Annotated in this window: 10 protein-coding genes and 1 pseudogene; 2 read left to right on the top strand and 9 right to left on the bottom strand. The window is 28.3% G+C overall.

Going from position 1 to position 15494, the window contains the following annotated elements:
* Positions 1-132: 132 nt before the first annotated feature.
* The 3 genes from B2W91_RS16750 to B2W91_RS16740 form a co-directional block, all read right to left on the bottom strand.
* Positions 133-1860 carry an ASKHA domain-containing protein gene (locus B2W91_RS16750; RefSeq protein ID WP_291583000.1) on the bottom strand — a complete coding sequence of 576 codons (1728 nt, stop codon included), beginning with the start codon at positions 1858-1860 and terminating at the stop codon, positions 133-135.
* 199 nt (positions 1861-2059) lie between these two features.
* Complete coding sequence (gene ygiD, locus B2W91_RS16745; RefSeq protein ID WP_291582998.1) at positions 2060-2836, bottom strand: 4,5-DOPA dioxygenase extradiol; 777 nt, start codon at positions 2834-2836, stop codon at positions 2060-2062.
* 158 nt (positions 2837-2994) lie between these two features.
* Positions 2995-5118, bottom strand: coding sequence for an immune inhibitor A domain-containing protein (locus B2W91_RS16740; RefSeq protein WP_291582996.1), 2124 nt, complete (start codon positions 5116-5118; stop codon positions 2995-2997).
* A gap of 562 nt (positions 5119-5680) precedes the next feature.
* Here B2W91_RS16740 and B2W91_RS16735 point away from each other — a divergent pair.
* Entirely contained in the window at positions 5681-6448 is a 768-nt protein-coding gene (locus tag B2W91_RS16735; protein ID WP_291582994.1) for an SDR family NAD(P)-dependent oxidoreductase, read from the top strand.
* 159 nt (positions 6449-6607) lie between these two features.
* Here B2W91_RS16735 and B2W91_RS16730 read toward each other — a convergent pair whose 3' ends face one another.
* From B2W91_RS16730 to B2W91_RS16705, 6 genes are all read right to left on the bottom strand, one after another.
* Positions 6608-8563, bottom strand: coding sequence for an endonuclease MutS2 (locus tag B2W91_RS16730; RefSeq protein ID WP_291582992.1), 1956 nt, complete (start codon positions 8561-8563; stop codon positions 6608-6610).
* Between the two features lie 876 nt (positions 8564-9439).
* Complete coding sequence (locus tag B2W91_RS16725; RefSeq protein ID WP_291582990.1) at positions 9440-10363, bottom strand: hypothetical protein; 924 nt, start codon at positions 10361-10363, stop codon at positions 9440-9442.
* A 403-nt stretch (positions 10364-10766) separates the two neighbouring features.
* Positions 10767-11888: a DegT/DnrJ/EryC1/StrS family aminotransferase gene (locus B2W91_RS16720; RefSeq protein ID WP_291582988.1), complete on the bottom strand. Its 1122-nt coding sequence runs from the start codon at positions 11886-11888 to the stop codon at positions 10767-10769.
* A 259-nt stretch (positions 11889-12147) separates the two neighbouring features.
* The gene (locus tag B2W91_RS16715; protein ID WP_291582986.1) at positions 12148-13323 is read right to left on the bottom strand and encodes a DegT/DnrJ/EryC1/StrS family aminotransferase; all 1176 of its coding nucleotides are present in this window, start codon (positions 13321-13323) and stop codon (positions 12148-12150) included.
* Positions 13324-13377: 54 nt separating this feature from the next.
* Positions 13378-14667: a MerR family transcriptional regulator gene (locus B2W91_RS16710; protein ID WP_291582983.1), complete on the bottom strand. Its 1290-nt coding sequence runs from the start codon at positions 14665-14667 to the stop codon at positions 13378-13380.
* Positions 14668-14767: 100 nt separating this feature from the next.
* Positions 14768-15007 (bottom strand): Hsp20 family protein, encoded by a 240-nt coding sequence (locus tag B2W91_RS16705; protein ID WP_414633132.1) that lies wholly within the window; start codon positions 15005-15007, stop codon positions 14768-14770.
* A gap of 378 nt (positions 15008-15385) precedes the next feature.
* On the opposite strand from B2W91_RS16705, the pseudogene B2W91_RS16700 reads away from it, so the two are divergent.
* Positions 15386-15469, top strand: a pseudogene (locus B2W91_RS16700) (DUF1963 domain-containing protein); the annotation flags it as partial.
* Positions 15470-15494: the final 25 nt, after the last annotated feature.

The raw sequence follows: 15494 nt of genomic DNA, 5'->3' as shown, positions 1-15494 counted from the left end.
GAGAAATATCCATAACTGTGAATTTTGCATTGTGAACTGTGAATTAAGTTAAGTTCGCCGCTACAGAATCAATTTAGAATTTCTCAGGAATAACTGAGGTGAATTCTTCATTGCGAATTGAATTTTAGCAGTCTAATTAAAATTTAAAGCTTCTATAAAATACTTTTGAAAATAATCTTTGCTGCTTAAATCTACTACTTCCACCATATCCTTTATTTCCATCATTTCTAAAAGCTTGTCTTGATTTAATAATGATAATTTTGCTCCCTCTACAGAAGAGTTTCCTACAAATTTTATATCTCCTTTAAAACCATTAGGTATTATACCTACATTTCTTATACTTTCTTCTTTAAGATGATATCCAAAAGAACCAGCTATAATAGCATGATCTATATTTTCTATGGAATCATCTACTTCTTTTAAAAGCATAGTTATTCCAGAAGCTATAGCTCCCTTAGCTAATTGTATTTGCCTTATATCCTTTTGGGAAATATATATATCTTCTGTTATATAAAATTTCTTATCTCTAAATTTTTCTTTTATATTCTCCGGAAGGTTCTTGGAAAATCTTCCACTTGGTTCTAACGTTCCCGTTTTTATAAGATTAGAGGTTATATCTAAAAGCCCACTTCCGCATATCCCTCTTGCCTTAGTCCCTCCTATGGTAGAATAGCTTATATTAAAATCTTCATCTAACTCAAATTTCTCTATAGCTCCATTTTCTGCCCTCATACCACAACTTATATTCATTCCTTCAAGTGCAGGACCTGCTGCAGTAGATGTTGAGTAGAATTTACCATCCTTAAGTAAGACCATCTCACCATTAGTACCAATATCTATAAATATTACAGATTTATACTTACTTATATCTATAGCTACTATCCCAGCTACAATATCTGCTCCAACATAAGAAGATATAGATGGCAATAAAGTAATTATTCCCTTAGGGTTTATCTTAATATTTAACTCCTTAGGTCTTAAGTCAATCTTATCTAAGAATGTAGCTTTATAAGGTGCTTTTGCTATAGATTCTGGATTTACTCCAGCTAATATATGTAACATTGTAGTATTAGCTGCTACATTCAAATTGTATATATCGTCTCTATTAAATTTTTTACCTATTAATTCTTCTATAAGTTCATTTATTTTTTCTATTATTACTTCCTGAAGTTTGTCCAAACCATTCTCTTCCTGCATAGTAAAACTTATTCTAGAAATAACATCTCCTCCAAATGTAGTTTGAGGATTTAAAGTAGAAGCTTTATTAAGTATATTTCCATTTTCTAAATCTAAAAGATATGCAGATATCCCTGTAGTACCTATATCTAAAGCTATACCTAGTATATTTTTATTTTCATTAAATAAATCTATAATATTATCTTCAAAAGTTACAACATAAAGATCTTCCTCTTGATATTTTCTAAGATCTCCTATCCTTTTTATAATATCCATATCTTTTATATTAAAACTTGTACATTCCATGGAACATCTGTATTCAGCTTTTTTTATATTTTGAAACTTTTTCTTCTGTAATCTACTGTTTATATCTACCTCTATAGAATAACCTTGATTTATAGTCTTTAAATCCTCTTTTTCATTTGTTAAAAACTCTACTGTAATATCTTCTTCTATTTTAGTAATACAAGCTAATCTCTCATTAGCATTTGTTAAAAACTTTTTTTCTTCATCTTTAGGTTCCGATTTTATTCCATATATTTTTACCTTGCATTTTCCACATATACCTTTAGAATTACAAGGCGTTTCCAACCTAAAACCATTTTTTCGTATAACATCTATAAGTAGACTTTCATTTTCTACCTCAATTTCTTTATCGTATTGACTAAAGTAAACTTTGTGCATATTTTCCTCCCTCTAAAAGCTTTTCATCTATTATTGTATTTTCAAACTTATCTCTATACAATGAATATACTATAATGTAATATAACCGCTAAGTTCTATAGGATTTTATAATAATACTATAAATAAAAAAACATACTCACTTAACGTACATAAATGAGTATGTTTTTTATTTTTAAAATACTGTTAGCACAAAACTTCTCTATCCTATTTGTATGGTTCTCATTGACATGGAACCATTTTGTATAGATTCATGTATAAATTTAACCTCATCATTTTCTTGTTGCATAGCTGCAATATATAATAATGGCAGATAGTGTTCCTTTGTTGGAACTGATAACTTAGCAGCCATGCCCATTTGACTATATTCTATTAACTCTTTATAATTTTTATTTTTTATAGCCTTTGCAACATACTCATCAAATTCGATAGCCCAATCAAATGGCTTTGAGTACATATCATAATTAATCATCCTTAGATTATGGACAATATTCCCACTACCTATTATCAATATTCCTTTTCCCCTTAATTTACATAATTTTTTGCCTAAATTATAGTGATATGCCTCATCGCCTAATAAATTTAAACTCAATTGAAATACGGGTATATCTGCATTAGGATATATATGATTAAGCACTCCCCAAGCTCCATGATCTAGTCCCCATTCATTGGTTCTTTTAATATCTTCATCTTTTAACTCTTCAACAACCATATCAACATAAGCTTTTCCTCCTTTGGGATTGTATTTAATATTGTATAATTCTTCTGGAAAACCATAAAAATCATAAATTTGTTTTGGCTCATCATCATAGGTCATAAAAGTCCCCTTTGTTTCCCAATGAGCTGAAATAACCATAATAGCCTCTGGCCTTTCTATATCTTTTCCTAACTTTTCAAGCGACTCAGTATATGGATTTTTTAATATTGCATTCATAGGACTTCCATGTGCAATAAATAAGGCTGGCAATGTATTTATCATAAAATTCACCTCCTAAATTTATATAATTATTGTTTCCAAATATTTAAGTATAAAATTCAAGAAATCGTACACAAATTTGTATATAATATCGATGAATTTAAATAACATTATACATGTTAATGCTATTTAAATCTGTAAAAAAATGTTTTTTATTCCATTTATGATTTAGAAATAACATTAAATTCTCCATCAGTTAAATTTTCTTTGTTAGCAGAATTCCCAATGATGTTTTCATAACCTATATTGTATATTATTTCTACTCTTTCTTCTCTATCCTGTAAAATAATATACCTTGGCTTCCAATTTCCTAACTTAAAATTGTCTTCAATATTTAATTTTCCTACATACTTACCTTTAACTAAGCACAAATCAATCTTTTTCTCCTCTTCAACCCCTTCAGTATTATTTACATAACATAAAACTGCTTCTTTATCCAGATTGTCTATATTTGTTTCTAAGGTAACTATTACGGTTTCTCCTGATTCAAACACTTTTTTATCTAATGATATGTTTTGAATAAAATTAGAAGTTATATCCTCTTTTAATATCTTACCTTCACTAAAATTATCATATCCTTTTTTTCTAACTATATGGATTTTCCCCATAGTTCTATCCTTACTCTCCCCTGTTACATAAACTTTAAGTCCATACTGTGGAAGTATTCTGCCAGCTTCTTCTATTCCTTTATTGGAATAATCTTTACTATCGTCAAATATAGGGTTCATAAAAACAATATTATCCAAAGTGGTTTTGCCTGGTTTATTTTTTATATTATCTACAAAGATTTTTTTACTCTTTTTTAAACTAAAAGTGGCATCATGCATATGGTAAGTTGATGAAGCTTTTTCAGCCTCTTCGCCAGTATTAACATCATTCCATATTATTAAATGTTGATCACTATCTACTACTCCTATAAAACTATATCCTGGATGTGCTTTAACATCATTATCTTTATTTCCTGTTAAATAGCCGAATTTATCCTTTTCTAAATAATTTTCATCTACATACCACACTAGAAGACCTGGATCATAAAATACTTTTCCCCCCTCTGTAGATGACAATGCTCTATCTGTTCCTTGATGGTTACGCCACTCAATAAGATAGTATTTATCCTTTTCATTTCTATCATAGACATTTTGTTTAGGTAAATCTATTCTAATTAATTGAGTGTTTTCCCCTTTTTTGCTTGCTTCATCTAAAAGAAAATCTAATCCCTTTTCATCTATCTCCTCTAACTTTAGCCTAGTTTCCTTAACCCAATTGCCACCATATTCATCTTGTAAATATTTTTTGCACCAAGGGCTAAATCCAGTAGGATCAGTTCCAGCACTTATTCCAGCCCAACTACCACTTGCCATAACAGACCAATATCCAACAGGGTTATCTCCTCCATTATCTATTACATTATATTCATCTGGAAGTCCCAGTGCATGTCCATATTCATGAGCTAAAACTCCTATTCCTGCATCCTGTGGAACTATCATATAATCATAAATACCAATTGAATTTCCATTAATATCTTTCTTCATATATGGTGCATATTCACTGATAGCATCTCTCTGAGACCAAATAACATTTTCTCCTAACGCTCCTCCATCTGCTTCTTCACCTTTTCCTGCATGTATAACAATTAGATAATCAATTATTCCATCTGGTTCATCATAATCTCCATCTTCATCCATATCTAGAGGATCCTTTATATCATATTCACTTAAATCAATATTTTTATCATTACAAACATTATCAAAAGCTTCTCTTATTAAGGAAGTAACATTACTATCTCTAACATTTCTATATGGTTTTCCATAATACTCTGCACTATGCTTTGCTTTATACCAACCAGCTACTCCACCTTCTATATTAAAACTTCCTCCTGATTGCTCATTATAATATTGCTTCATAGTAAAAAGTTCTTCACCTTTTGGTCCAATATAAGTTTTATCTCCGAATATCATATCTTCATAGTGCTTCTTAGACCAATCTTTAAAGTCTCTCGGTGTTTCTTCCTTATTTATATCACCATGTGTATAATCAGGAAATTCCATTAATATTACTAAGGGTTTTACTGTGGTTTTTTTACCATTCCAAGTTCCCTGTAATTTTATAGGTTGTACACTATTACCGAAATTAATATTTGCTTTTAATTTACCTTCTACATTTTCAATGATATTTTCTTTATTGATAATTGGTAATGCAGCTTCATAAGCATATGTATTATCACCAGCTAGTCCTATTACAATTACTAATATCAAAAAACTTCTTATTAACATATTACTCTTCATCAGTCTTTCCCCCATAACTTAGTTTTTTACAAATTTATTTATATCTTTTAAAATAGCTAATATAGATATATTACGACATATTATTGGTATATTTTATCATTTATTCATAATACTTCATACAAGGATTTAGCTTTTTTATAGAAATTTTTCTTCTATAGTAATTCATAATACTATATTCTTATTTAATCCTCTCTTTAAAATAATATGTACCTTTGTCAATAATTCATATAGATATCAACGTAATAATTTAATGTACTTATAACTTTTTATTAAACATAACTTTACAGATACCACTTTATCTACAGAGGTCAGTTATTTTCACATTAGAGAAGCTAAAATAAAATTTAAAAATTCTCCTCATGACCTTTGAAAACAGTTGAAAGTAATAAATAATCTTAGTGCAATTTACACAGTAATTACCAATATACTTCAAAAGAACTATTTTAACAGAATTAGATTCAATGACCTTTTTACATTATTCTCAAATAAAGTGGACTTTTGGCTATAATGCTGTATAATGGTTTTATATTAACTATAAAAACTATTAAGGGGGACATTTCCAATGAAAAATTTATTTGATTTAACAGGTAAAGTGGCAATTATAACTGGGGCTTCTAGCGGAATAGGAGTTCAGCTTGCTAAAACTTTCGTAGATCAAGGTGCCAACGTGGCAATACTTGCAAGGAGATATGAAAAATTAGAGGGTTTATCTAAAGAAATTGAAGCTATGGGTGGAAAAGCCTTTCCAGTAAAATGTGATGTTACAAAAGAAGAAGATGTAATTAAAGCAGTAGAGGCTATTATGAATGAATTTGGTAAGATTGATATATTGATTAATAATGCTGGAGTAGCATCTATAGGTTCTGTGGAAAATTTAGAAGAAGCTGAATGGGATAGAGTTATGGATGCTAATGTTAAAGGCACATTTTTAATGTCTAAACATGTTGTAAAACATATGAAGGAAAGAAAATACGGAAGAATAGTTAATATTGCTTCTATTTGTGGGCTTGTAGGTAGTAAAAATGCACCCCTTCATGCATACAATGCGTCAAAAGGTGCAGTAATTAATTTAACAAGAGGCATGGGAACTTCTCTAGTTCAACACGGGATAACTGTAAATGGAATCGGACCTAGTCTTTTCAAAACAGAAATGACAGAAAATTCATTATATAGCGATGACTATTTAAAAATGTATAATACAGTTTGCCCTGCAGGAAGACCAGGAAATACTGATGAGTTAGATGGTGCAGTTATCTACTTTGCATCAGATGCTTCTAGTTATACAACTGGCCAGACATTATTTGTCGATGGTGGTTGGACATCAGTTTAATGCTATTGGCTAATAGACTCTAGATAATAAAAATAAGAGTTTAAAGATATTTTGAGCGAATAATCGTTACTTTAGATCTTTAAACTCTTAATAATTTAGTATATTAATTTTGATATCAAACCTTTGATTTATATTAGATACTTAATAAAATTTTAGCTCTTAAATTTCCTCAGTAGTATCTATCGAAAGTCCTTTTACATGTTTTTTATTCATTAGTTTATCTTTCTTTCTGTAATCTTTACTTTTAAAAACAATGTCTAAATCATATTCTTCAGGATAAAGTTCTTCTTTATCTATATAAATGGATAATCTCTTTTTATTGATTTTAATCTTCTTTTTCATCACCATAACGCCATATTCACCTTTAGAATTTTCTCCTTCGCAAATTATCCCCGTTCTGTTCATAAAACTAATATATACACAATCACCAACATTAAAACTTAATTTTGTATCTTTAATTTCATTAAGTTTTTCTCTTTTTTCAGCTGACTTTAGTTTTTCAACTTTTTCTTGATGAATTGTTAACTCTTTTTCTTTCTTAATTACATTCTCACTCTGTTCCTTATATTCTAAGTAGTTCTTCTCTTCCTTATAAGTTACAGCATGAGCTCTTTCAATTATACCTTTATCCATGCCAAGCCTTAGTGCAATTAAAAACGCATTACTTTCTCCAGCTTTACCAATATTGAGTTTATATAATGGCTTAAGAGTATTAATATCAAATTCCATTGAACCATTTATAAATCCTATATGGTCTTGAGCAAAATCCTTTATTTCACTATAGTGAGTTGTGGCACAAATTACTGATCCCTTCTTGTAGAGTTCCTCAAGTATAGCTACAGCTATGCCCATACCCTCACTAGGATCTGTTCCTGATCCAACCTCATCTAAAATTACTAAGCTGTATTCATCGGCACAGTTTAATATGCTTATTATATTTTTGATATGAGATGAGAAAGTACTAAGATTTTGTTCTATACTTTGACCATCACCAATATCTACTAGTACTTCTGCAAACACCCCAACTTCACTTCCTTTAGCTACTGGTATATGAAGTCCTGCCTGAGCCATTAAAGTCAGTAGTCCTAATGTTTTTAAGGCCACCGTCTTTCCTCCTGTATTAGGTCCTGTAATAATTACTCCTTTATATTCTTCTCCTACTACAAAATTTAGTGGAACAGCGTTCTTCCCTAATAATGGATGCTTAGCATCTTTAATATTTATATAGTTTCTATTATTAAAATCTACTTCTCTTCCTTCTATAGCTTTACTATATTTCCCTTTTGCAAAAATATAGTCATAGTTACTCATGACCTCTATATTTAATTTTATTTCCTTCATATTATCACAAACAAGGTTGGTCAAATTGGATAAAATTTTATATACTTCTTTTTCTTCCTCAAATCTTTCAAAGTCTAATTCATCCTGTATTTTTTTAACCTCTGCTGGTTCAACAAAAACTGTAGAACCACTTTGAGATCTATCATGGATATTTCCATCCATATCCTTTTTATATTCGCTTTTTATAGGAATAACATATCTTCCATTTCTTTGACTTACTAAAGAATCCTGAAGATATCCTTTATATCTTTCATTTCTTAATATACTATCCAATTTACTTTTAATTTTATCTTCTAAAATTATAATCCTCTTTCTTATTTTGTATAATTTGGAGGTTGCTCTATCATCTACCCTTCCCCTTACAATAGCTTTTTCTATTTCCTCTCTTAATCCATCTAATTCAGAGGTTGATAATGCATATAAACTTATAGTTGGCGCAACCTGCTGTTTATCTAACATAAATCTTTTTAGTCTTTTTACTTCCTTAAGAAGTTCAGAAATCATCCCCAAATCCTCTGGTGGAAGAATCATTCCTTTTCCAATCTTATCTCTTACTGCTTTAATGCCATTCAAGCTATGAATTGGTACACTTGAGTTTATATCAACTATAGCTCTAGCTTCCGTGGTTTCTATCATATTTTTTCTAATTATATTTATATCCACATAAGGTTCTAGCTTTTCAATTCTTTCCTTAGCCATATCTGATAGTGCATATCCTTTTAATAATTCCTTTATTTTGCTATATTCTAATAATTCAATTGCTTTATTATTCACTTTTAATTCCTCCATCTGCTCATTTCTTTAATCATTTTAAATTTTTTTCTTATTTTATATTGTGAATAATAAGTCCTATCAATCTATTTGTAATCTTACCCTGTTATAAAATGTCTACAATACCTATTAACTTAGTAAATGTGATTCTTTTAAATGCCATATATAATTTTTCAAAAATTTTCCCTTAAAATTTATAATGTTATAACAAAAAAGACTATAAGTAAACAAACGTTCACTTATAGTCTAAAATTTCGTCCTCTTTATATTTAGAATTATCTACAGCAAAGAAAATCATCCATAAGTATAACTACAATAGCTGAAAAACCTTAACTAAATATATAATTAAGTACTAACAAATTATATACTAATAGTAAGATATAGTTTTTCATAGCAGTATATTACTTATACGAATGGAATTTCTTTATGAAACCTAATTCTAAAATGACGTAAAAAAACCGAGCAATAGCCCGGATTATTACCTCTCTAGACACCTTAAATAAAATAATTAATCAAAATACAGACAGCATACCTTACGTCATACAATTAACAATGAAATAAAATGCACTAACATATTGACTACTTATTTACTGATGTCCTATATTAAGGAGAATGTGAACCCCGCTCTACTAAGTATAAGTCTAAAAAATTTCATAACAAATAAACCTACTAAAATAGGCCAATTTTAAAATTTCTAAAGACTCACTATTCAATTACTTAGTTTAGAACTATCGCACTCATAAAAATCTCCTCTTCATTTTATTATGATACTATTTTATCATTTATTTTTATATTATTCAATAAGTACTTTTTTGATATAGTAAAGTTATCTATATATTAATACAATATAAGTGCTTGAGTTATACTAGTTACTTTTTTCTACTTCTCTATTCTCCCATAGTTATTTAGGGTTATTGTGCTATTTAAAGTAAGCACTCCTATCCATTCATTATACGCTGGTTTTAACTCATCAATATATATACTTTCTCCCCAAGACGGATTTATTTTTTCTTCCACTTCCAATTCTTTAATTATAAACTCTAAATTGTTTTCTATTTTATACTCTTTTATTTGAAACTTGCAATTTTTGGGGTTTTCGACGAAGTCTAATGGTTTTGGTATATACTCCTCCCACTTTTTCTCATCATATATAATTATCTGCTCTATAGCTATTGATATCCTTTTGTCCAGTCTTTGTTTTAACTCTATAGGTAAAACTTCATATAATTCAATATAACAAAAAATTTCATGTTCTGAATTAAAATTCTCTTTATCTTCAATATGCTTTATTGCAAACTCTATTAAATCATCAGCTTTTAAAGTTTTTACATATTCTCTATATTTATATAAATATGCAATTATTTCAGCTGAAGGATTCCCCCAATTTTTATCTATTATTGTCATACTCTCTTCTTCGTTATAATGCCACCAAGGAGCATGAGGGAAATTATTTACTTCTTTTGAAACTGAAAACCATCCCTTTCTTTCTTTATCATAGGAACACTCTAAATAACTTATTGCTTTTTTTATTATTTCTTTTGTTTCTTCAAGACTATCTATTTTTGATAAGTGCCTAAGCGCTACAGATGTTGCCATTGGCGAAGAATATGGTAATCTTATATCTGACTCTATTCCATGTCCAAATCCGCCATCTTCATTTTGAAACTTCTTCAGCTCACATAATACCTTTTTCATATCCCCATTATGAAAATAAAGGTCAAAGATTGCTGCCTCTAATGGTCGAGCATACTTTTTCATGTTTTCAGAAACACCTCTAAAAGATTCTCTACGTAACTTTCTCATTTAAAAATCCCCCCATAATTTTTATTTATCATATTTAAAATTAAGGTTATGTTAAAAAATAGTATTAATCTACAATTATACACCAAAATATCTGTTAATTACATATAATTAACTAATACCGTATTAGTTAATTTTCAAGGAACATCATTCATATTTGTAATTTTAGTAATTATGTCATCTACGACGTAAAAAATACCGTAAATTCACTTATGAATAATACGGCATTTTTATAAGTTGTTCATTTTTTAACTTGTGACGTTTAAAATATAGAACTTACAATATATACTTTATTTGTGAACTAATATTTAAGCGTAAAGTAAACAAGATGTTTACTTATCTCCAGCTCCACAGTACATGACATTAGAGCGTTAGTTAAATGTTAGGGCACAAATATTAGTATCTCTTATTTTTTGTAGAATTTCTTTATTGTTTCACAAACAAAATCTACTTCTTCTTCTTTTAATTCTGGATATATTGGTAATGCTAATATTTCTTTTGATACTTTTTCTGCTACTGGGAAGTCTCCTTCTTTATGTCCTAAGTAACTGAAACATTTTTGCATGTGTAATGGTATTGGATAGTAAATACTATTTCCTATTTCATTTTCTTTTAAGTAAGCTACTAGTTCATCTCTTCTCTCAGCACGTATATTGAATACATAGTATACTGGTTTTTGATCCCCTTTTATTTTAGGGAATCTTATGTATTCACAATCTTGCAATTTTTCCATGTACATATTAGCTATTTCTTCTCTCTTTTTAATGGCATCATTTATATATTTTAATTTTACTGAAAGTACTGCAGCTTGCATACTATCTAATCTTGAATTATATCCTATATAATCATAGTGATATTTTTTAGCTGCTCCATGTACTCTAAACATTTTAGTTCTTTCTGCTAATTCATCACTATTAGTAACTATCATACCTCCGTCACCATATCCACCTAATGTTTTAGTTGGGAAGAATGAAAATATACCCATATCTCCTATAGTTCCTGAATGTCTATAGCTGTCTCCATTACCTTTCCATCTCATTCCAAAGGCTTCTGCTGCATCTTCTAAAACTCTTAAATCATTTTTATTTGCTATTTCCATTATTTTATCCATGTTATTCATTTGTGAAAATAAATGAATTGGAAGTATTCCCTTTGTTTTAGAATTTATTTTTGATTCTATTTGATTTAAATCCATTTCAAAAGTTTCTTCGTCTATATCTACGAATACAGGTGTAGCTCTATGTTTAGCTATACAAGATGTAGATGCTAAGAATGTGAATGGTGAAGTTATAACTTCAGCTCCATTTTCAAAACCTAAAATATGAGAGGCAATTACTAAAGCATCTGTACCTGATGCTACACCTATAGCATGTTTTGCTCCTGTATATTCTTTTATAGCTTCTTCAAAGTTTTTAACTTGTGGTCCAAGTATAAAACTTCCACTTTCTACTACATCAAATATAGCTTTATCAAATTCAGCTTTTTTTTCTAAATATTCTCTTTTAGATGTATAAAAATCAACTTTCACTTATATCACTCTTTCTTTTTATTTTTATTTGATAGCCAAAATTTTTTATGTTTGAACTCTACTTATTTCTATCCTCATATTTCACAAAATATGGATTAGATATAATAAATCAACTAAATAAATCTTTATAATACTTAAGTTTAATTATGCAAGTAAATTATATAAAATTAAAAATTATTTTACTATATTAAGTTATAAGTAAATACTTCTACTTACTTATAATTTAATATAAATTTTGGTTTTATAAACTGGCAAGCAATTATTTCATAACTTTTTCTACTGCTGCTACAAGTTCTTTAGCTACATATTCTGTATCTTCTAAAGATAATGTAGAATATACTGGTAAAGAAATCTCATTAGCATATTGTGCATATGCATTTGGATAGTCTTCTATATTGTATCCTAAATTTTTATATAATGTAAACATTGGTAATGGTTTAAAATGTACATTTGCTGATATATCTTTTTCTGCTAACATTTTTATTACTTCATTTCTTTCAACTTCTCCAAATCCTTTTATTCTTAATGGATATAAATGATATGAAGTTTCTTTAGTTTCATCTTTTTTAAATGGTATTATAGCCCACTCTTTTTCAGCTAACACTTTTGTATAAGTATCAAATATAGCTTCTCTTTTTCTTAACATTTCTTCATATCTTGTAAGCTGAACTAAACCTATAGCTGATCCTATATCTGTCATATTACATTTATGCCCATCTGTTAATATATCATATTCCCAAGCTCCAGCTTTCGTCTTTGATAGAGCATCCTTTGATTGACCATGTAAAGATTGTAATTTAAAATCTTTGTGTAAATCTTCTTTTCCTTTAAAATTATTATCTCCAAAAGTTATTGCTCCACCTTCTGCTGTTGTAAGGTTTTTTACTGCATGAAATGAGAATACATGGAAATCCATTTGACCTCCAACTTCTTTACCCTTATAAATGGCACCTAAAGAATGTGCTGAATCTGATACTAAAATTATATCTTCACGACCTTTAGATTTTAAAACTTCTTTAATAGCATCATAATCTACAGGTACTCCTGCAAAGTCTACTGTATATATAGCTTTAGTTTTTGGTGTTATTGCGTCTTTTAATTTTTCTATATCTATTAAAAAACTATCTTTTGCTACATCTACAAATTTTGGTTTTATATCTCTATGCAAACATACACTTGCTGTAGCTGTATAAGTATAAGGAGTAGTTATTACTTCATCTCCTCCTTTTATATCAAAAGTTTTTAATACAAGTTCTAATCCAGCTGTGGCACTAGATAATGCTACAGATTTATTTGTATGACAATATTCTGCTAAATTATTTTCAAATTGTTGTGTTTTAGGACCTGAAGTTATCCAACCAGATTTTAACACCTCTACTACTGCTTCTATTTCTCTTTCTGTAATATCTGGTGGTGAAAATGGTATCTTTTTCATTATAATCCTTCCCTTCATTTAACAATTGATTTTTTATTTTAAAATAATTTTTATTTATTTATTACCTTTAAAATATCCTGTATCCTTAGTTATATAAATATTTTCTTTCTCATTTATATTATCTTCTAAATAATCATAAATCTTTTTTAAATCCTTTAAAGATAAATTCACTTCATTATTTCCTGGCATAGAAAATATATAGTCTAATATATATACAGGATCTGTCACCTTTAAATTATCTTTATATCTTTTCAGTTCTACCATATTAAAATATTCTGATACAATTTTTAATCCATTTTCTAATTGAAAACTATCTGTAATCTCCCAGCTTTCACTGGTTAAACTATATATATCAAATGTAGAAATTATTTCTCTTATTTCTTTCATGTGATTTTTACCAACAGTAGAGGCAAATAAAATGCCCTCATTTTTTAATACTCTATTTATTTCTTTTAAAGCTTTATTTATATTAGGCACATGATAAAGCATATGATTTGCTATAACTACATTGAAACTTTTCTCTTCAAAAGGAATATTTTCTGCATTTACAATTTTAAAATTAAATCTACTTCTTTTTTCTCCTAAATTTTTTTTAGCATCCTTTAGCATACCATCTGAAAAATCTGTTAATGTTATTTCCCAATTTGAGGGAATATGATTAAAATTTTTATTCCAAAGACTAGCATCACCACAGCCTAGCTCTAATATTTTTATATTAGGCTGCTTTAAGTCTGAGTTACTTAATTCTGATATATTCTCATTACTTATTCTTTTATTATAATTTTTATAGTTTGAACTCATCATACTCAATTCCTGCTTTAGTTCTTTGAAAAACCAGGGCATCCAACCTTCTTTATTTGTACTAAAAAGCTCATGAATAGCTATTCTTGCCCTTAAGTTTGATGCATTTTCATATTGCTGAGCCCAATTTTTGTCAGAATTTATGGCACTTATTATATTTATAAACTTATTCCAATCCATTTCTTTATTAAAATCTATGGTATCCGCCGCTTCATCTATAGCTTTTATAATAGATTGTATATGCTTTATTTTTTTCTTCATTATTTCCTTTTGAATTTCTAAAGACTTTTTAAAATCTTTATGATTCAAATCATACTTCATTATATTAGCTATATCCTCTAGAGAAAGCCCTATAAATTTAAGAGTTAATATCTTTTGTAGTTTACCAAAATCCTCTTTGCTGTACAATCTATGGCCTAATTCATTATGGCTACTGGGAACTAATAACCCTATTTTGTCATAATATCTTAAAGTCCTTATGGTTACTCCAGCTTTTTTAGCAAATTCTCCCGTGGTAAATAATTTTTTTGAGGTATCTTTCATATTAATCACCCCTGCAATAATATATCATGTGTAAGAATTATTATTATATTAACACATGACGTAAGGTAATGAGCAATAGTTATTTTTAAAATCTACATTTTTAATGTATCTCAATCTTTTTTCTTTTGTTGTTATCTTGGTTTGTTTTAGCAATAGTAATCTTTAAAACTCCATTATTAAATGAAGCATCTATTTTATTTTCATCAGCATTATCTATATAAAAGCTTCTCTTAAATTCCCCATAATGCCTTTCACGTCTAACGTAGTTTTCTTTTTTATTTTCTAATGATTTTTGCCACTTTCCCACTTTCAATGGAAGTATAAAAACGTAGTTTGCCACTAGAGAAATTCCTCCTTTATTTTTTCTGTTGATTTTTAATATATTTTCGATCTTTGTCTGTTTCCATTTCTACAATGGTTATTCCATTATCATTTGCAAGTTGATTTATTAAAAATACCATTTACATTTTAACTTTGAATAATTAAGTCATACTTTATCTGAGTTACAAACAAAAAAATACCATATATTCACTTTTGAATAATACAGTATTTTTATAAACTGTTCATTTTTTCACTTGTTACATTAAATAAGAATATTGTTTGCTAAATTTATGCTCATCCACTAATGTTTTCATATTTGAAGTAAGTACCGTAAATATCCATCGCACTATTGGTTATCTTGATAAATGTGTTATCATAAATTCTATAAATGGCACGTGGTATTGCTAACTTCTTTATAAAGGAAGAAGATTTAAAAAATCTAGATTTCTCAAAAGTAATGTATAATTGGGATTGCTGTTAAATTAATTTAATCAAGCTATACTGTA

It is taken from the genome of Clostridium sp. UBA6640, assembly GCF_002455975.1.
Taxonomy (GTDB): domain Bacteria; phylum Bacillota; class Clostridia; order Clostridiales; family Clostridiaceae; genus Clostridium_J.
This window is presented reverse-complemented; position numbering and strand designations above follow the sequence as displayed.

What these genes read in the sequence shown, in the direction of transcription:
- B2W91_RS16710 (WP_291582983.1), bottom strand. Translation starts at nt 14,667, where the DNA reads ATGAAAGATACCTCAAAAAAATTATTTACCACGGGAGAATTTGCTAAA.
- B2W91_RS16725 (WP_291582990.1), bottom strand. Translation starts at nt 10,363, where the DNA reads ATGAGAAAGTTACGTAGAGAATCTTTTAGAGGTGTTTCTGAAAACATG.
- B2W91_RS16715 (WP_291582986.1), bottom strand. Translation starts at nt 13,323, where the DNA reads ATGAAAAAGATACCATTTTCACCACCAGATATTACAGAAAGAGAAATA.
- B2W91_RS16750 (WP_291583000.1), bottom strand. Translation starts at nt 1,860, where the DNA reads ATGCACAAAGTTTACTTTAGTCAATACGATAAAGAAATTGAGGTAGAA.
- B2W91_RS16740 (WP_291582996.1), bottom strand. Translation starts at nt 5,118, where the DNA reads ATGAAGAGTAATATGTTAATAAGAAGTTTTTTGATATTAGTAATTGTA.
- ygiD (WP_291582998.1), bottom strand. Translation starts at nt 2,836, where the DNA reads ATGATAAATACATTGCCAGCCTTATTTATTGCACATGGAAGTCCTATG.
- B2W91_RS16735 (WP_291582994.1), top strand. Translation starts at nt 5,681, where the DNA reads ATGAAAAATTTATTTGATTTAACAGGTAAAGTGGCAATTATAACTGGG.